At 73.0% G+C, this 17515-nt stretch carries 15 protein-coding genes; 4 read left to right on the top strand and 11 right to left on the bottom strand.

The annotated features are described in order from the left end of the window. Positions 1-9: 9 nt before the first annotated feature. The 5 genes from glmM to ABT369_RS12775 all read right to left on the bottom strand — a co-directional run bounded on the left by glmM (position 10) and on the right by ABT369_RS12775 (position 4810). Positions 10-1356: a phosphoglucosamine mutase gene (glmM, locus tag ABT369_RS12795; protein ID WP_350611904.1), complete on the bottom strand. Its 1347-nt coding sequence runs from the start codon at positions 1354-1356 to the stop codon at positions 10-12. Positions 1357-1484: 128 nt separating this feature from the next. Then, positions 1485-1997 carry a 30S ribosomal protein S9 gene (rpsI, locus tag ABT369_RS12790; protein WP_350611903.1) on the bottom strand — a complete coding sequence of 171 codons (513 nt, stop codon included), beginning with the start codon at positions 1995-1997 and terminating at the stop codon, positions 1485-1487. Positions 1998-2017: 20 nt separating this feature from the next. Further along, entirely contained in the window at positions 2018-2461 is a 444-nt protein-coding gene (rplM, locus tag ABT369_RS12785; protein ID WP_350611902.1) for a 50S ribosomal protein L13, read from the bottom strand. Between the two features lie 173 nt (positions 2462-2634). Next, a complete protein-coding gene (locus tag ABT369_RS12780; protein ID WP_350611901.1) occupies positions 2635-3975 on the bottom strand; it encodes a nitrate/nitrite transporter in 1341 nt (446 codons plus the stop codon). A 121-nt stretch (positions 3976-4096) separates the two neighbouring features. Then, complete coding sequence (locus ABT369_RS12775; protein ID WP_350611900.1) at positions 4097-4810, bottom strand: hypothetical protein; 714 nt, start codon at positions 4808-4810, stop codon at positions 4097-4099. A 372-nt stretch (positions 4811-5182) separates the two neighbouring features. On the opposite strand from ABT369_RS12775, the gene nirB reads away from it, so the two are divergent. The 3 genes from nirB to ABT369_RS12760 are packed head-to-tail and all read left to right on the top strand — an operon-like array spanning position 5183 to position 9107. Beyond that, the gene (nirB, locus tag ABT369_RS12770; protein ID WP_350611899.1) at positions 5183-7648 is read left to right on the top strand and encodes a nitrite reductase large subunit NirB; all 2466 of its coding nucleotides are present in this window, start codon (positions 5183-5185) and stop codon (positions 7646-7648) included. Then, positions 7645-7971 (top strand): nitrite reductase small subunit NirD, encoded by a 327-nt coding sequence (gene nirD, locus ABT369_RS12765; RefSeq protein ID WP_350611898.1) that lies wholly within the window; start codon positions 7645-7647, stop codon positions 7969-7971. The genes nirB and nirD overlap by 4 nt, the downstream gene beginning before the upstream one ends. Beyond that, positions 7968-9107, top strand: a complete 1140-nt coding sequence (locus tag ABT369_RS12760; RefSeq protein WP_350611897.1) for a uroporphyrinogen-III synthase — start codon at positions 7968-7970, stop codon at positions 9105-9107. Before nirD ends, ABT369_RS12760 begins: the two co-directional genes overlap by 4 nt. Positions 9108-9122: 15 nt before the next feature. Here the strand turns inward: ABT369_RS12760 and ABT369_RS12755 are convergent, their stop codons facing one another. The 4 genes from ABT369_RS12755 to ABT369_RS12740 all read right to left on the bottom strand — a co-directional run bounded on the left by ABT369_RS12755 (position 9123) and on the right by ABT369_RS12740 (position 12851). Continuing rightward, positions 9123-9368: a DUF2630 family protein gene (locus ABT369_RS12755; protein WP_350611896.1), complete on the bottom strand. Its 246-nt coding sequence runs from the start codon at positions 9366-9368 to the stop codon at positions 9123-9125. A 356-nt stretch (positions 9369-9724) separates the two neighbouring features. Further along, positions 9725-10525, bottom strand: coding sequence for a bifunctional hydroxymethylpyrimidine kinase/phosphomethylpyrimidine kinase (gene thiD, locus ABT369_RS12750; RefSeq protein ID WP_350611895.1), 801 nt, complete (start codon positions 10523-10525; stop codon positions 9725-9727). A 50-nt stretch (positions 10526-10575) separates the two neighbouring features. Continuing rightward, complete coding sequence (locus tag ABT369_RS12745) at positions 10576-12219, bottom strand: ABC-F family ATP-binding cassette domain-containing protein (RefSeq protein WP_350611894.1); 1644 nt, start codon at positions 12217-12219, stop codon at positions 10576-10578. Between the two features lie 29 nt (positions 12220-12248). Continuing rightward, a complete protein-coding gene (locus tag ABT369_RS12740) occupies positions 12249-12851 on the bottom strand; it encodes a class I SAM-dependent methyltransferase (protein ID WP_350612144.1) in 603 nt (200 codons plus the stop codon). A 136-nt stretch (positions 12852-12987) separates the two neighbouring features. Between ABT369_RS12740 and ABT369_RS12735 the strand changes: the two genes are divergently transcribed. Further along, positions 12988-15633, top strand: coding sequence for a hypothetical protein (locus tag ABT369_RS12735; protein WP_350611893.1), 2646 nt, complete (start codon positions 12988-12990; stop codon positions 15631-15633). 461 nt (positions 15634-16094) lie between these two features. Here the strand turns inward: ABT369_RS12735 and truA are convergent, their stop codons facing one another. After that, positions 16095-16904 (bottom strand): tRNA pseudouridine(38-40) synthase TruA, encoded by an 810-nt coding sequence (gene truA, locus ABT369_RS12730; protein WP_350611892.1) that lies wholly within the window; start codon positions 16902-16904, stop codon positions 16095-16097. Between the two features lie 70 nt (positions 16905-16974). After that, complete coding sequence (gene rplQ / locus ABT369_RS12725) at positions 16975-17502, bottom strand: 50S ribosomal protein L17 (RefSeq protein ID WP_350611891.1); 528 nt, start codon at positions 17500-17502, stop codon at positions 16975-16977. Positions 17503-17515: the final 13 nt, after the last annotated feature.

Here is a 17515-nt window from a genome sequence, read left to right as displayed (position 1 = left end):
CGCACGTTACTACTGAGTAGGACTGACCGTCCGCACGATGTGAGCGATCCGCTCGGCGGCCGCCTTGGCGATCTCCTGCGTGCCGGCCTCGACCATGACCCGGACGAGCTGCTCGGTGCCGGAGGGGCGCAGCAGCACCCGGCCCGTCCCGCCGAGCTCGCCCTCGACCTGCTTGGCCGCGTCGAGCACCTGCGGCGAGCGGGCGGCCGCGGCCCGGTCGAGCACGGGCACGTTGATCATCACCTGCGGCAGCCGGTGCACCACGGACGCGAGCTCCTTGAGGCTCTTACCCGTGCGCTCCATGCGCCCCATGAGGTGCAGGGCGGTCAGCACGCCGTCGCCGGTGGTGGCGAACGCGGGCATGACGATGTGCCCGCTCTGCTCGCCGCCGAGCGCGAAGCCCTTGGCCCGCAGCTCCTCCAGCACGTACCGGTCGCCGACCTTGGTCTCCAGCAGCCGGATGCCGGCCTCGGCCATGGCCAGCTTCAGCCCCAGGTTGCTCATCACGGTCGCGACGAGGGTGTCCTCGGTCAGCTGGCCGGCCTCGCGCATGGACAGCGCCAGGATCGCCATGATCTGGTCGCCGTCGATCTCGGTGCCGTCCGCCGCCACCGCGATGCACCGGTCGGCGTCGCCGTCGTGCGCGATGCCGAGGTCGGCGCCGTGCTCGACGACCGCCTGGCGCAGGGCGGCGATGTGGTTGGAGCCGCAGTCCTCGTTGATGTTGAGGCCGTCGGGGTCCGCGTTGATCGCGATGACCGAGGCGCCGGCGCGGCGGTAGGCCTCGGGCGCGGCGGACGAGGCGGCCCCATTGGCGCAGTCGACCACGACGGTCAGCTCGGCCAGCGGGCTCGGCAGCGAGGTCAGCAGGTGCTGGACGTAGCGGTCCTCGCCGTCGGCGTAGTCGGTGACCCGGCCGACCCCGGCGCCCGTGGGGCGGCGGTGGCTGGCGCCCTCCATGAGGCGCTCGATCTCGTCCTCGACCTCGTCCGGCAGCTTGTGCCCGCCGGCCGCGAAGAGCTTGATCCCGTTGTCGGGCATCGGGTTGTGTGAGGCCGAGAGCATCACGCCGATGTCGGCGTTCAGCACGCCGGTGAGATAGGCCACCGCGGGCGTCGGCAGCACGCCGACCCGCACCACGTTCGCGCCCGCGCTGGTGAGGCCGGCCACGACGGCCGCCTCCAGCATCTCGCCGCTCGCGCGCGGGTCCCGCCCGACGACCGCGACCGGCGCGTGGGAGTGATCGTGCTCGAACAGCGCCTGGGCCGCGGCGATGGCGACCCCCATCGCCAGCTCGGGAGTCAGGTCGGCGTTGGCCCGCCCACGGACTCCGTCAGTGCCGAAGAGTCGCCCCATCGCGAAACCTCCCATGGTCGAACCACCGCGCGCGCCCCAGCCGGCCCGCTGCCCGCCTGTACCCGTCCGCACGACACGAAACGGCCGGGCGACCACCTCCCAGGGTGGCACCCGGCCGACATGCTTCGTTAGCGCTTCGAGTACTGAGGAGCCTTACGGGCCTTCTTCAGACCGTACTTCTTGCGCTCGGTGGCGCGGGCGTCCCGGGTCAGGAAGCCGGCCTTCTTGAGCGCCGGGCGGTCGTCGCCGTCGTTCTCGACCAGCGCCCGGGCGATCGCGAGGCGCAGCGCGCCCGCCTGGCCGGTGGTGCCGCCGCCGCGGAGGTTCGCGAAGACGTCGAAGGCCTCGGCCTTCTCCGCGATCACGAGCGGCTCCTTCACCGACTGCTGGTGGACCTTGCTCGGGAAGTAGTTCTCGAGCTCACGGCCGTTGAGCAGGAACTTGCCGGTGCCGGGGACCAGGCGGACCCGGACGATGGCCTCCTTGCGGCGGCCGACGGTCTGGATCGGCTGGCCGGCGCGGCGCGCACGGGTCGGCGCCGAGCTGGTGGCCGTCGCCGTGGCCGTGGCGGCCGGGGCGGCGGGGGTCTCGACGGTCGCGACAGCGGCCGGCGTCGGGGCGGCGGTGGTCTCGTCGGTCACGCTCAGTCCTTCGTCCGCGCTCACTGCGCGATCTGCTTGATCTCGAACGGCTGGGGCAGCTGAGCGGCGTGCGGGTGCTCGGACCCCGCGTACACCTTCAGCTTGTGGATCTGGCGCGCGCCCAGACGGTTGTGCGGGAGCATGCCCTTGACGGCCAGCTCGATCGCCCGCTCGGGGTTCTTGGTGAGCAGCTCCTCGTAGCCGACCCGCTTCAGACCACCCGGGTAGCCCGAGTGGCGGTAGGCCACCTTCGTCTGCCGCTTGTTGCCGGTCAGCGCCACCTTGCCGGCGTTGATCACGATGACGAAGTCGCCGGTGTCCACGTGCGGGGCGAACGTCGGCTTGTGCTTGCCGCGCAGCAGCGTCGCAGCGTGCGTGGCGAGGCGGCCGAGCACAACGTCGGTGGCGTCAATGACGTGCCACACGCGCTCGATCTCGCCCGGCTTCGGGCTGTACGTACCCACAGGTCTACCTTGTCTTCCACGTCGTCGGTTCTGGGGTGCGTCTCGATGACGGCGCTGAACCGAATCAGTCCGGGCGCACGATCATCCAGCGTACCCGAACGGTGGGAACGCCTTGTCATCGCACAACAGCAATCCACGATACTCGGCGTCCCCAGCGGAGCCAAATCGGGGGGTCAGACCCCATTGAGCTTCCGCGGCGATCGGCGCAGGTAGACCAGCCAGGTGACGCCGAAGCACAGGGCGTAGAAGGCGATGAACGCGATGTACGCCCCGTCGCCGGTCTTGTACGTCAGGAAGGACTCGCGGAAGGCGAGGTTCACGAGCACCCCGCCGGCCGCCCCGATCGCCCCGGCCACGCCGATGAGCGCGGTCGCCAGCCGCCGGGCCTCGCGCTCGTCGGCCGGGAACTTGGCCTTGAAGATCGCCGGGATCATCTTGTACGTCGATCCGTTGCCGAGGCCGCTGAAGAGGAACAGGAACACGAACCCGGTCACGAACAGCGGCAGCGAGTGCTGGCGGGAGGCGAGCAGGACGGTGACCGCGCCGAGCGCCATGGCCACGAAGTTCCAGAAGGTGATCAGCGCACCGCCGAAGCGGTCGGCCAGCAACCCCCCGACCGGGCGGATCAGCGAGCCGAGCAGCGGCCCGAGGAAGGTGAGGTAGGCCGCCTTCACGGGGGTGTCGAAGTCGGCCTTGAACTGCACCTGGAGCACCTGCCCGAAGGCGAACCCGAAGCCGATGAACGAGCCGAACGTCCCGATGTACAGCAGCGACATGATCCAGGCGTGGCCGTCCTTGATCACGTCCCGCATCGCCCGCCGGTCGTTCGAGGCGTGCGTCAGGTTGTCCATGTAGATCGCGGCCAGCGCCGCGGCGATGACGATCAGCGGCAGATAGATCAGCACGATGAGCCGCGGGTTGGCGGCCCCGGCGGTGGCGAGCACGAGCAGCCCGACGAGCTGCACCGCGGCCACCCCGATGTTGCCGCCGCCGGCGTTGATGCCCAGCGCCCAGCCCTTCAGGCGCTGCGGGTAGAAGGCGTTGATGTTGGCCATCGAGGAGGCGAAGTTGCCGCCACCGACGCCGGCCACGGAGGCGGCGACGAGCAGCATGGGGAACGAGACGCCCGGCTCGAGGATGATGCCCGCGAAGATCGTCGGCACCAGGAGCAGCAGGGCGCTGAAGATCGTCCAGTTGCGCCCGCCGAACGTGGCCACGGCGAAGGTGTACGGCAGCCGCAGAACCGCTCCGACCAGCGTCGGCGCGCTCGTGAGCAGGAACTTCTGGGCGGGGTCGAGCCCGTACTTGGGGCCCAGGAAGAGCACGAAGACCGACCACAGGCTCCAGATCGAGAAGCCGATGTGCTCGGAGAGGATGGAGACGATCAGGTTGCGCCGGGCGATTTTCGCGCCGGTCCGCGCCCAGAACTCGGGGTCCTCGGGGTGCCAGTCGTCGATCCAGCGGCCGCGGCGCGGCTCGGGCTGAGACTGCGGTTTGTCCACGGCAAGAGTCATGGCCGTGGATGCTAGGGGCGGCCCGTTTCGGCTCGTCGCATCGATGTTGTCGACGCCGAAACGTTTCCCCCACGGCGGCGCATCTCCGCTTGTGAGATCCGCCGCCGGGAAGAAAGTCCTGCTAGGCCTTCTTGAACGTCCAGGTGCCGGTGTCGTCGGCGCCCGCGGGCGGCGAGAGCTTCAGGGTGCCGCTGCCGCACTCGTACTGGCTCTTCTTGAGGATCGGCTGGGAGTCCACGGCCCCGCCGGTGTTGGCGGTGCCCGTCCCGGCGAACTCGGAGATCGAGACCTTGTCGGCCACGCGCTGGGCGACAGGCGCGGTGAGGTCCACGGTCACCGTGAGCGTGCTGAAGTCCACGGAGCCGCTCGGCTCGAGCGTGCCGGTCGTGCCGGACGCGCTCTTGACCGCGCCGTTGACCTTGCCGCCGTACGAGAAGCTGCCCTTCACGTCGTTGCCGGAGACGGAGAACGTGAAGGTCACGGGCTGCATGGGGCCGAAGTCGACCTGCGCCTTGCCGCCGGAGTCGATCGTGAGCAGGGCGCCACCGCCGCCCTGGAACGTGCCGCCCACCGGGCCGGAGAGCTTGCCGGTGATGTTGTCGGCCTTCCACGTGCCGACCAGGCACGACGCCACGCTGCCCTGGCCGCCGCCGGTGGTGCCGCCGGTGTCGCCCGAGGCACCGGTGGAGGCGCCGGCCGACGTGCCGGTGCCCGCGGCGCCCGAGGCTCCGGCCGAGGTCCCGGCCCCGGGTTGAGCCTTGTCGCCACCGCATCCGGTGAGCCCGATGCTGAGCACCGCAACGGCCGCGAGTGCGGCCTTGCCGGTCGTGCGCATCTGCTTCCTCCTCGTTGCTACATAGGGGTCGATGGTTCTATACCCAGCCGCGAACCGTCGCCACCCTACAGTGTGAGGATCTGGCACAACCGGCGCCCAAATTCCGGGATTCCATCGAAGGTTATCGACACTGATTCCAACACGGAACGGTAACGACCCGATGCCGATGCGTGTGAGGCGCTCTTAGCAGGCGCGAAACATTCGGGACTTTGGAGCGAAACCGCCCACCGGCAGCCTTTGGGCCATGTCCGAAGCGGTTGACGCCTGCCGCCCCGCCCGCGAGCGATGCGGTCGCAGGGTTGTTACAGCACCGAAATGGCTGTGTCATGCCAGCGTTACCGGGGCGCCCGAATGAAAAACTCAGACTCGTCGATGCATGTCGTGGTCGTCGGGCACGGCATGGTCGGGCACCGGTTCGCCGAGGCGCTGACCGCTCGCGACCCCGGGCGCCGGTGGCACATCACCGTGCTCGCCGAGGAGGGCCGCGGCGCCTACGACCGGGTCCGCCTGTCGGCGTACTTCGACGGGGTCACGGCCGAGGAGCTGACCTACGGCGTGCCCGAGGGGGTCGACGTCCGGCTCGGCGAGCCGGTGCTGTCGATCGACCGGGGCACCCGGCGGGTGCGCACGGCCCGCGCGGAGTACCAGTACGACGCCCTGGTCCTGGCCACGGGCTCGTCCGCGTTCGTGCCGCCGATCACCGGGGTGGACCAGCCGGGCGTCTTCGTCTACCGCACCCTCGACGACCTCGAGGCCATCCGGGCCCACGCCCGCGGGCGCGAGGTCGGCGCGGTCATCGGCGGCGGGCTGCTCGGCCTGGAGGCGGCCAACGCGCTGCGCCTGCTCGGCCTGCGCACGCACGTGATCGAGTTCGCCCCGCGGCTGATGCCGATGCAGGTCGACGCGGCCGGCGGGGCGGTGCTGCGCCGCTACGTCGAGGACCTCGGCGTGCGCGTGCACCTCGGCGCCGGCACGACCGCGATCCGGCAGACCTCGCCGAGCGGGCGGCTCAACCTCACGCTCTCCGACGGCGCCCACGTGCCGGCCGACCTCGTGGTGGTCGCGGCCGGCATCCGGCCCCGCGACGAGCTCGCCCGGGCCGCCGGGCTGACGACGGGCGCACGCGGTGGGGTGCTCGTGGACGCCGGCTGCCGCACCGACGACCCCGCGATCTACGCGATCGGCGAGTGCGCCGCGGTCGACGGCAGCTGCTACGGGCTGGTCGCGCCCGGGTACGCGATGGCCGAGGTGGTCGCCGACCGGCTCCTCGGGGGCTCGGCCGAGTTCCCCGGGGCCGACCTGTCGACCAAGCTCAAACTGCTCGGCGTCGACGTCGCGAGCTTCGGCGACGCCCTGCCTTCCGAGACGGGCGCCCGGGCGGACCTGCTCGACATCGTGTACCTCGACCCGGCGAACGGGCGCTACGCGAAGCTGGTGCTCTCCGACGACGCGCAGACGCTGCTGGGCGGCATCCTGGTCGGGGACGCGAGCGCGTACCCCACGCTGCGCGCCAGCGTCGGCGGCCCGCTGCCCGGGCACCCGCTCGCGCTGCTGGCCGGGGACGCGTCAGGCGACGTGGCACTGCCCGCCGAGGCGCAGGTGTGCAGCTGCAACGCGGTGACCCAGGGCCAGGTGGTCGCCGCGATCGCGGAGGGCTGCACCGACGTCGGCGCGCTCAAGGAGTGCACGCGGGCCGGGACGAGCTGCGGGTCCTGCATCCCGCTGCTGAAGAAGATCCTCTCCGCGCAGGGGGTCGCCGCCTCGAAGGCGTTGTGCGAGCACTTCGACTTCAGCCGCGCCGAGCTCTTCGACATCGTGCGGATCCGCCAGATCCGCACCTTCTCCCAGCTCATCGCCGAGCACGGGACCGGGCGCGGCTGCGACGTGTGCAAGCCGACGGTCGCCTCGATCCTCTCCTCGCTGCACAACGACTACGTCCTCGACGGGGAGCAGGCCTCGCTGCAGGACACCAACGACCACTTCCTGGCCAACATCCAGCGCAACGGCACCTACTCGGTGGTGCCGCGCATCCCCGGCGGGGAGATCACACCCGAGAAGCTGATCGTGATCGGCGAGGTGGCGCGGGACTTCAAGCTGTACACGAAGATCACCGGCGGCCAGCGCATCGACCTGCTCGGGGCGCGGGTCGAGCAGCTGCCCGCGATCTGGGGCCGGCTGGTCGCGGCCGGGTTCGAGTCCGGGCACGCCTACGGCAAGGCGCTGCGCACGGTGAAGTCCTGCGTCGGGTCGACCTGGTGCCGGTACGGCGTGCAGGACTCGGTCGCGCTGGCGATCGAGCTCGAGCTGCGGTACCGCGGCCTGCGCGCCCCGCACAAGCTCAAGTCCGCGGTGTCCGGCTGCGCCCGCGAGTGCGCCGAGGCCCGGGGCAAGGACTTCGGCATCATCGCCACCGACCAGGGCTGGAACCTCTACGTCGGGGGCAACGGCGGCTTCCGGCCTCGCCACGCCGACCTGCTCGCGTCGGACCTGTCGACGGAGGAGCTGATCCGGGTCGTGGACCGGTTCCTCATGTTCTACATCCGCACCGCCGACCGGCTCCAGCGCACCGCGGCCTGGATCGAGGGGCTCGAGGGCGGGCTGGACTACCTGCGCGCGGTGATCGTCGAGGACTCCCTCGGCATCGCCGCGGAGCTCGACGCCCAGATGGCGCGGCACATCACGTCGTACGCCGACGAGTGGCGCGCGACGCTCGAGGACCCGGAGCGGCTGGCCCGGTTCGTGTCGTTCGTGAACGCGCCCGGCACGCCCGACCCGACGATCACCTTCGTATCCGAACGCGGACAGCCCGTACCCGTCGTCCTGGGAGCGCGCCCATGAAGTGGACCGTCGTGTGCCCGTACCTCCGCCTGGAGCCGGACCGCGGAGTGGCCGCGCTGGTGGGCGGGCAGCAGGTGGCGCTGTTCCGCGTGTTCGACGGCGGGGTCTATGCCATCGGCAACCTCGACCCGATCAGCGGTGCGGCCGTGCTCTCGCGCGGGATCGTGGGCAGCCGGGGCGATCGGGCCGTGGTCGCGTCGCCCATGCACAAGCAGTCGTTCGACCTCGTCACCGGCGAGTGCCTGGACGATCCGGGCATTCGGGTTCCGGTGTACTCCGTGCGCGTCAACGACGGCATGGTGGAGATCGGCGGTCTCGAATGAGCGCCGGCAGCCGGCTCGAGGCGCGGCCCTCCTCCGGCGAGGACCTGCCGCTCGCCGGGTTCACCGTGGCCGTGACCGCGGACCGGCGGCGCGACGAGCTGAGCGCGCTGCTGGAGCGCCGCGGGGCACGGGTCGTGCTCGCCCCGGCGCTGCGGATCGTGCCGGTCGCGGACGACACCGAGCTCAAGGCGGCCACGGTCTCGTGCGTCGACGTGGCCCCCGACATCGTCATCGCGACCACGGGCATCGGCCTGCGCGGCTGGATCGAGGCCGCCGAGGGCTGGGGTCTCGGGGAGGCGCTGCGGACGCGGCTCAGCGAGGCGTACCTGATCGCGCGCGGCCCCAAGGCCAAGGGCGCCGTCCGCGCGGCCGGCATGCTGGAGGCCTGGTCCCCGGAGACCGAGAGCTGCGACGAGGTCCTCGACTACCTGACGCAGTCCTTCCCCGGCGGCCTCACGGGCCGGCGCATCGCCCTGCAGCTGCACGGCGAGCCGCACCCCGAGTTCACGTCCGCCCTGCGCGAGGCCGGCGCGATCGTCGTGGAGATCCCGGTGTACCGCTGGGCGCCTCCGGTCGACCCCGCCCCCCTGCGCCGCCTGGTGGACCTGACCTGCTCCCGCCTGGTCGACGCGGTGACGTTCACGTCGGCCCCGGCCGTGAGCTCGCTGCTGCGCGTGGCCGGCCCGGAGGCGCCGGACGTGCTGGAGGCACTGCGCACGGACGTGCTCGCGGCGTGCGTGGGCCCGGTGACCGCCGCCCCGCTGCAACGCCTGGGCGTGCCGGTGGCGGCCCCGTCCCGGGCGCGCCTCGGCGCCCTCGTCCGCATCCTCGTGGACGAGCTGCCGAAGCGCTCCCCCACCCTGCACGTGGCGGGCGCGGCGGTGACCCTGCGCGGGCACGCCGCGATCATCGACGGCACCTTGAAGCCCTTGGCGCCCGGCCCCATGGCGGTCCTGCGCGCCCTGGCCGCCTCTCCGGGCCGCGTCCTGTCGCGGGCGGCCCTGCTGCGCGAGCTGCCGCGGGGCGCGGACGAGCACGCGGTGGAGATGGCGGTGGCACGGCTGCGGGCGGCCCTGGGCGGCTCGGCCTTCGTCCAGACGGTGGTGAAGCGCGGCTACCGCCTCAGGGTCGACTGACGCCCCTGCCCCTTGTTACTGGAGGTAGTGCTCGACCTCGTCGACGGAGTGCGCCTCGACCTCGTCGGGCGAGACCCCCTGCAGCTTCGCCGCGCGCCGGCGCCGGAGCAGGTCCCAGAGCTGATCGAGCTGCTCTTCCAGCCCCCGCAGCCGGTCGTGCTCCTCCTGCTCGGTGATCTTCCCGGCCTGCAGCTGCGTGCGGAGCTTGTGCTCCTCGTCGACCAGGGTCGAGATCTGGTGGATCAACGTCTTCTCGTCCATGGGTTGCATCATCCACCACGCGTCGAGAAGTTCTCGGCCACGCGCCTGTCTCGCTCGCCACACCACCCACCGCACCGGCTCACCCCCGCGCCGACTACGCGCGGACGCCGGACGCGGGCGCGGACGCGGCACCACGCGCGGACGCCGGACGCCGGGCGCGGACGCATTGCCATCCGCTCCCGACGTCGCCTCAGGCCGCGCCGGAGGCGACATTTCGAGCGGCACAGACCTCAGCGCAAACGCGACGTGGACCTCAGCGCAGCGCGAAACCGCGTCGACCTCAGCCGTGAACCGCGACGAGACGCAGGAAGCAGGCGAGCGCGGAGCGGCACGCAGCGGGCCCAGCGGCGACGGCGTCAGCGCAGGGTCAGGGAAGACCAGCCGAACTGGTCGATCGGGCCGGTGCCGCCGCCCAGGCGCCAGTCCGACGCGTCGCCGATGGCCCGGCCCACGAAGCCCTTCGCCCACGATACGGCCGCGTCCGCCTCGTCGCCGATGGCCAGGCGCGCGGCCACCGCCGTCGCGAAGGTCGCCCCGCTCCCGTCGGTGTTGCGGCTCGCGATGCGCGGGCTGTGCAGGACGCGCGCCTCGCCGTCGGACCAGAGGACGTCGATCGCGTCCCGGCCGGCCGCGAAGTCGCCGCCCGTGATGACCACGCAGCGCGGGCCGCGGGCGGAGAGCTGGGACGCGGCCGCGGCCATGTCGGTCGGGGTGAAGACGTCCCAGCCGAGCAGGGCCGAGGCCTCCTCACGGTTCGGCGTGAGGACGCTGGCGTGGGGCAGTAGGCGCTCGTACGCCGCGACCAGCCCCCGCCGCGAGCCCGACACCGCCGTGAGGACGGGGTCGACGACGAGGTTCGGCAGGGCGCCCGTCCGGGCGCGAGCCGCGATCGCCACCGCCGTCTCCGGGGTCGGCAGGATGCCGGTCTTCACCGCGGCCACCGGCAGGTCCTCCAGCACGCAGCCGAGCTGCGCGGTGACGACGTTCGTGGGCTGCGGGAAGAGGTCGGTGACGTCGCGCGTGTTGCGCGACATCACCGCGGTCACCACCGAGGCGCCGTGCATCCGCAGCGCGGCTAGGGTGCGCAGGTCGGCCTGCAGGCCCGAGCCGCCGGAGGAGTCGGACGCCCCGATGGTGAGTACAACAGTCGGCTCCACGGGCGATAGATGACCACGGAGCGTGAGCAGTGCACCGCACAAGCAGTCCGTCAGGAGCGGCCCTCCCAGACCGGCTCGGGGACCTCGACGACCTCGCCGTCGGCGCGGAAGAGCACGTACCGATCGAAGGAACGACTGAACCAGCGATCGTGCGTGACCGCGATCACGGTGCCGTCGAAGCCCGCCAGCCCCTCCTCCAACGCCTCCGCGCTGGCCAGGTCCAGGTTGTCGGTCGGCTCGTCGAGCAGCAGCAGCGTCGCCCCGGACAGTTCGAGCAGGAGCACCAGGAACCGGGCCTGCTGACCGCCGGAGAGGGTGCCGAAGCGCTGGTCGGCCTGGGCCGCGAGCTCGTAGCGCCCGAGCGCGGGGATCGCCTGCGGCCGCGGCAGGCCGGCTCGCCAGTCGTCGCCGCGCCACAGGATCTCGGCGAGGGTCTTGTCCAGCAGCTCCGGGCGGTCGTGCGTCTGCGAGAAGTGGCCTGGCCGCACCCGCGCGCCGAGGCGCACCCGGCCTCCGTGCGCCACGGGTGAGAGCTCGACGCCGATCTGGGGCCCGTCGGGGTCCGTGCCGCCGCGGGCCAGCAGCCGCAGGAAGTGCGACTTGCCGGTGCCGTTGCCGCCGAGGACGGCCACGCGGTCGCCGTACCAGATCTCCAGGTCGAACGGGTAGGTCAGCCCGTCGAGCTCCAGCTGCTCGCACATGACGGCGCGTTTGGCCGTACGACCCCCGGAAAGGCGCATGCGAATGTCCTGCTCCTTCGGGGGTGCCGGCGGCGGCCCGGCCTCCTCGAACTTGCGCAGGCGGGTCTGGGCGGCCTGCAGGCGCGACGCGAGCCCGTCGTTGTAGGCGGCCTTGGTGCGGTACATCAGCACGAGCGCCTTGAGCTTCTCGTGCTCCTCGTCCCAGCGCCGCCGCTGCTCCTCCAGGCGCTCGTGGCGCGCGCCGCGGGCCTCGTGCCAGGACGCGAACCCGCCGGGGTGCACCCACGCGGAGCCGCCCTCGACCGCGACCACGCGATCCGCGGACCGGGCCAGCAGCTCACGGTCGTGCGAGACATAGAGCACGCTCTTCGGGGATTCGCGGAGCCGCTCTTCCAGCCAGCGTTTCCCCGGTACGTCCAGGAAGTTGTCGGGCTCGTCCAGCAGCAGCACCTCGTCCTCGCCGCGCAGCAGCAGCTCGAGCGCGAACCGCTTCTGCTGCCCGCCGGACAGCGTGCGCACCGGCCGGTCCCGCGTGGCATCCCACGGCAGGCCCAGCGCCGCGACGCTCACGGTGTCGAAGAGAACCTCCGCGTCGTACCCGCCCGCCTCGCCCCACGCCGTCAGCGCATTCGCGTATCTGAGCTGCGACTTCTCGGTCCCGTCGGCCAGCGCGCGCTCGGCCGTGGCCAGCCGGTGCCCGACCTCGCTCAGGCGCGGCGGCGCGAGCTGCAGGGCCAGGTCGTACAGCGTCCGATCGTCGCCGATCATGCCGATGAACTGGCGCATCACGCCCAGCCCACCCGAGCGCGCGACGGCGCCCTCGCGCACCGGCAGGTCGCCGGCGACCATCTTCAGCAGGGTCGTCTTGCCGGCCCCGTTGGGCCCGACGAGCGCCACCTTCGCGCCCTCGCCGACCCGGAACGAGACCTCGGAGAAGAGCTCACGGCCGTCCGGCAGCGTGTGCCCGACCCCTGCGACGTCCACATATCCCACGTCTGAAGAGCTTCATCGGCAGCGGTACGTCACGAAAGCGGTTTTCCGACGCGCAGCACCCGGAAACCCTTGTCGGTCGCGTGGCGCTCGGCCGTGAAGCCCTGCTCGGCGAGCCAGCGCTGCAGCGAGTCGCCGCCCAGGTTCTTGGCCACGACCAGCCACGCGACGCCGTCCGGGGTGAGCCGGGGCAGCCACCGCAGCAGCAGCGCGTGCAGCTCGGCCTTGCCGATGCGGATCGGCGGGTTGGACCAGATCTGCGCAAAGCTGACAGTCTCCGGCACCTCGTCGGGCAGCGCCGCGACGATGCGCCGCCCGCCCGCGTTCTCCCGCACCAGGTCCAACGCGCGCTGATTCACGTCGATCGCGTACACCGTCGTTCTGGGCGCGGCGGTGGCGAGCACGATCGAGATCGGGCCATATCCGCAGCCCAGGTCCAGCAGCGCGCCCTCCGTGTCCGGCCCCGGCGGCGGGGCCTCGGCCAGCAGCACCGCGGTGCCCCGGTCCAGCCCGCTCCAGGAGAACACCCCGGATGCCGAGGCCAGGCGAAACTCCTGGTCAAGGGCCTCGAACACGACCTCGTGGCGCTCGTGCGCGACCGCCGGGTCGGCCGAGAAGTAGTGCTCGCCTGACAACATGCCCTCCATCGCCCGCGTTCCGCAACGCATTGTCCACGCGCAGGTGACCGGCGGTTTGCGCGGCCACCCGTTCGGATTGTGCGCAACATCGCCGACAAGCCACCGCGCGGCGGCGTCGGCTACCCTGTGCGACATGACTTCTCGGGACGAGCAGCGCCGGAAGCGGCGATCCGACTCGTTCCGCCGGGACGAGGCGGACGAAGCCGACAACTGGCTGGCCGGTCTGCGCGGCAGCGGACGCGGCGAGCCCGACCCCTTCGCGGGGCCGCCCGACCCCTTCGATCGCCCCGGCCCTCCCGACCGCTCCGGCTCGTTCGACTTCGACCGTCCCGACCCGATGGACCGCTCCGGATCCTTCGACCGCCCGGGTCCGCTCGACCGTCCGGGCCCGCCAGACCGCTCGGGCTCGTTCGACCGCCCGGGCCGGATGGAGCGCTCGGGCACGGGCGAGCGCGCCGCCTCCTTCGAGCGCCCCGGCCGCATGGAACGCTCCGGCACCGGTGAGCGCGCCGGCGACTTCGACCGCACGACGGCCATCCGCCGCCCCGGCGCCGACTCCCGCCCCGGCGACCCGCGCGGAGGCGACCCACGCGCCGACTCCCGCACGGGCGACATCCGCGAGCCGCGGACCGGAGACGCTCGGCGCGGCCGCCGGTCGCGCGACGACTCCCCCAGCGGCGTGTTCGGCCCCGGCTCGCTCCCGCCGGCCGCGCCCCCGAGCCGCCCGGCCAACGTCGACGGCTGGTCGACGCCGGACGCCTCCGCGCCGCCCGCGGGTCGCCGCCGGGCCGCCGACGACGACTCCGCCAGCGGCGTCTACGGACGCCCGGCGGCACCCCCGGCCCGCCCCCCGCTCGACCAGCAGCTTCCCGCCGCCGGCCTCGACGAGCCGCGCGGGGGACGCCGGCGCGCGCGGGACGAGGAGGAGGCCCGCGCCTCGGAGTCGTACGATCACGGTCCCCAACTGACCCCGATCATCAAGCCGCTCGGCGAGCTGGGCGCGGCCAACCCGCCGGCCGACCCGCCGCCGCTGGTGCCGATCTTCCCGAACATGCGCCCGGACGCGTCGCCCACGAGCGGCGCCGCCCGCCGGGCCCGCCGCGCCGCCGAGGAGCAGCGCACCTACGCGGCCGACCCGCGCACCGGCGACTTCACCCCGCGGACCAGCGATTTCGGCCCCCGGGCGGGTGACACCGGCCCGCGCACCGGCGACCTCGGCTCCCGCACAGGCGACCTCGGTCCCCGCACCGGCGAGGTCAACGGTGGCGGGAGACGCCGGGCCGCCGATGAGCCCCGCACGGGTGACGCGGGCGGGCGCCGGCGCGCGGCCGAGCCCGAGCCTCGCAAGGGGTTCGGGGACCCCGGCGACGAGGCGAACGGCGGCCGCGGAGCGCTCTACACCGGCGAGACCACGATGTTCCGCCCCGGCGACGACACGGGCGCCCGCCGTCGGCGCGACGGTGCCAACGGGGCAGGCAACGGCTCCGCCCGCACGTACGGCGCCCCGGCCAACGACCCGCCCGCGCGCGGGTTCGACGAGGACGGGCCTCGCAGCGGCGCGCCCTACGCCGGCGAGACCACGATGTTCCGCCCGGGCGAGGACCCGCGCGGGCGTCGGGGGCGCCCGGCGTACGACGACGACCTCGAGAGCACCGGACGCCGCGCCCGCGCCGGGTTCGAGTCGGCGGCCCCACCCGAGACCGGGCGCCGCGACGAGACCGGGCGCCGCGACGACAGCGGGGTGCGGCGGCGCGACGAGGCCATGCGGCGCCGGCCTGCGTACGACGAGCCCCCGCAGCAGCGCCGCGCGCCCGAGGACGAGCCGGGCCACGACCGCTACGACGAGCCCTCCGGCGCGCGCCGGGGCCGCGGGGGTCGGGGCTCCGGGGAGTACACGGGCGAATACACCACCGGGGGCACCAAGCGGGCCCTGCGTGAGCCGCCCCGCCGCCCCGAGCGCGGGGACCCGCCGGAGCGCCTCGACCGGCTGGACCGCCCGCGAGCCGTCATCGACCCGGTGCGCCCGGTCCCGCGGCCGCACCGATGGGTCGCGCTGCTCAGCGCGATCGCGGTCGTCGTCGTGCTCGGCGTGTGCGGCGTGGGCACCTGGTTCATCTTCAAGGACGAGAAGAACGGGCCGGAGTCGGCCAAGTCCGGCCAGTCGTCGGCGCCGAAGAAGCGCGACATCAGCAGCCGCGACGTGGACCCGAAGGCGCTCACCGAGGCCGAGGTGTTCCCGAGCAACAACATCGTGGCGGTGCCGGACGAGGCGCCCTACGTGATCCTGGCGACGAAGGCGTCCAACGACTGCAAGGTGGCCGCGACCGAGCAGCTGGCGACATTGCTCGCGGGGGCGGGGTGCTCGGAGGTCGTGCGCGCGACGATGAAGTCGCCGAATCAGGAGTACCTCATCACGGCCGGCATCTTCAACGTGACCAGCGAGGAGGTCGCGGCCAAGACCTTCGACGGGATCAAGCCCATCGTCGACGGCCAGAAGGGCCGGTTCGCGGGCATGAGCGTGGGCGCGGGCACCGGCACCGACGCGCTCGTGCGGGCGCCTACGCAGCTCGGGTGGAACTACAAGGGCCACTTCATCACGTACTGCGTGATCGCCCGCGTCGACGGCAACAACTTCACCCAGGGCGACCCGTATCCGAACCAGATCACGTACGACATCGTCGAGACGTACCTGGACAACGGGATCATCGAGAGCCGCTCGGTCATCCAGCCCGAGGCGACCCCGGCCGCGTCCCTGCCCGGCTCGGCCCCGCCGAGCTGATCGCCCGCGGGCTCCCGCTGCGCCCTCGTCCACCGCGAGCGCAGCGGTCTCAGCACGGACTCCGGGCCGAGTTTGCGGCCCGCCGCCACGCGGTTCCGCCCGGCCTCAGCGCGGGCCAGGGCTCAGCGCCGGCCTGCCGCAGCGCGGACGCCGAGTCGCCGCCGACTCGATCGGGCCCAGCGTGCGGCCCGCCGCCACGCGGTTCCGCCCGGCCTCAGCGCGGGCCAGGGCTCAGCGCGGGCCCGCCGCAGCGCGGACGCCGAGTCGCCGCCGACTCGATCGGGCCCAGCGTGCGGCCCGCCGCCACGCGGTTCCGCCCGGGCTCAGCACAGGCCCGCCGCCAACGCTAGGCGCCGGACCGGCTGAATGCCGCGAAACGGCCATGTGCCGCACCGCACGAAAAATGCCGATAAAGGCGATAAGTCGCGGCGCGGAGCGCCCGACTTATCGAGCCCCAACCGTCAGAGATCCCGGCGACGCCGAGTCAGCTCCGCCCGCGCGCTCAACGCCTCCGCGTCACCCGGATAGGTCACCTCGACCAGCGTGAGCCCGTGCGCCGGCGCCACCACCACCTCGTCGGCCCGCACCGTCCGCGTCAGCAGCGATCCCGGCCACGAGGTAGCCCGACGCCCGTCCCCCGCCACCAACTGCGCCCCCACGAGACTGCGGACCATCGACCAGCAGAACGCGTCCGCCGCCACGGTGGCCACCACGGTGCCGTCGGCATCGCGGCGCCACTCCATCCGCGACACGGCCCGGATCGTGCTCGCGTGCTCCTTGCGCCGGCAGAACGCGGCGAAGTCGTGCTCGCCCACCAGCCCCGCCGCGGCCTCGTTCAGCAGCGCCAGGTCGAGCGGGCGCGGCCAGGCGAGCGTGTCGCGGCGGCGCAGGGGCTCGGCGCCGAAGGGGGCATCCGTGACGCGGTACTCGTACCGCCGCGCCAGCGCCGAGAAGCGTGCGTCGAACTCGGGCGGCACCGCACCCGCGGCGAGCACGCGCACGTCGGGCGGGAGGAGCCCGGCCAGCTTGCGCACGAGGGCGGACTCGAGCACCGCCCAGCGCTCCTCCTCCACGTCGACGTGGCACACCTGCCCGGTCGCGTGCACGCCGGCGTCGGTGCGCCCCGCCACGGTCAGGCCCGCGACCGAGCCGAACAGGCGCTCCAGGACCGCGAGGAGCTCACCCGCGACCGTCCGGCGGCCCGGCTGCACGGCCCAGCCGGAGAAGTCGGTCCCGTCGTAGGAGACGTCCAGGCGGATGCGCACGCTCATGCGGTACAACTCCCAAAAGAAAGCCCGGCACCCCCGAAAGGGTGCCGGGCCGACGAACCTCGACCGGTGATCAGGCCTTGGTCTCTTCGTCCTTCGCCTCGGCGGCGTCCTCGTCCGCGGGCGAGGTCGCCGCGGCCGGGGCCGGGGTCTCGTCCGCTTCGTCGCCGGCGAGCACCGCGATCGAGTCGGCCTTGGCGGCCTTCCGGGCGGTCTTGCGCGGCGCCTTGGGGGCGGCCACCTCGAGCTCCTCGACCAGCTCGATGATCGCCATCGGAGCGGCGTCGCCCTTGCGGGGGCCCGTCTTCACGATGCGGGTGTAGCCACCCGGACGGTTGCTGAACCGCGGCGCGATCTGGTCGAACAGCGCGAACACCACGTCCTTGTCCCGCACCACGGAGAGCGCTTGACGGCGCGCGTGCAGGTCGCCGCGCTTGGCCTTGGTGATGAGCTGCTCGGCGAGCGGGCGCAGCCGCTTGGCCTTCGTCTCGGTCGTCGTGATGCGACCGTGCTTGAACAGCGACGTGGCGAGATTCGCCAGCATCAGCCGCTCGTGCGCGGGGCTGCCGCCGAGGCGGGGACCTCTGGTGGGCGTGGGCATTGTCAGGGCTCCT

It is taken from the genome of Dactylosporangium sp. NPDC000244 (genome assembly GCF_040300725.1).
In the GTDB taxonomy this organism is placed as follows: domain Bacteria; phylum Actinomycetota; class Actinomycetes; order Mycobacteriales; family Micromonosporaceae; genus Dactylosporangium.
This window is presented reverse-complemented; position numbering and strand designations above follow the sequence as displayed.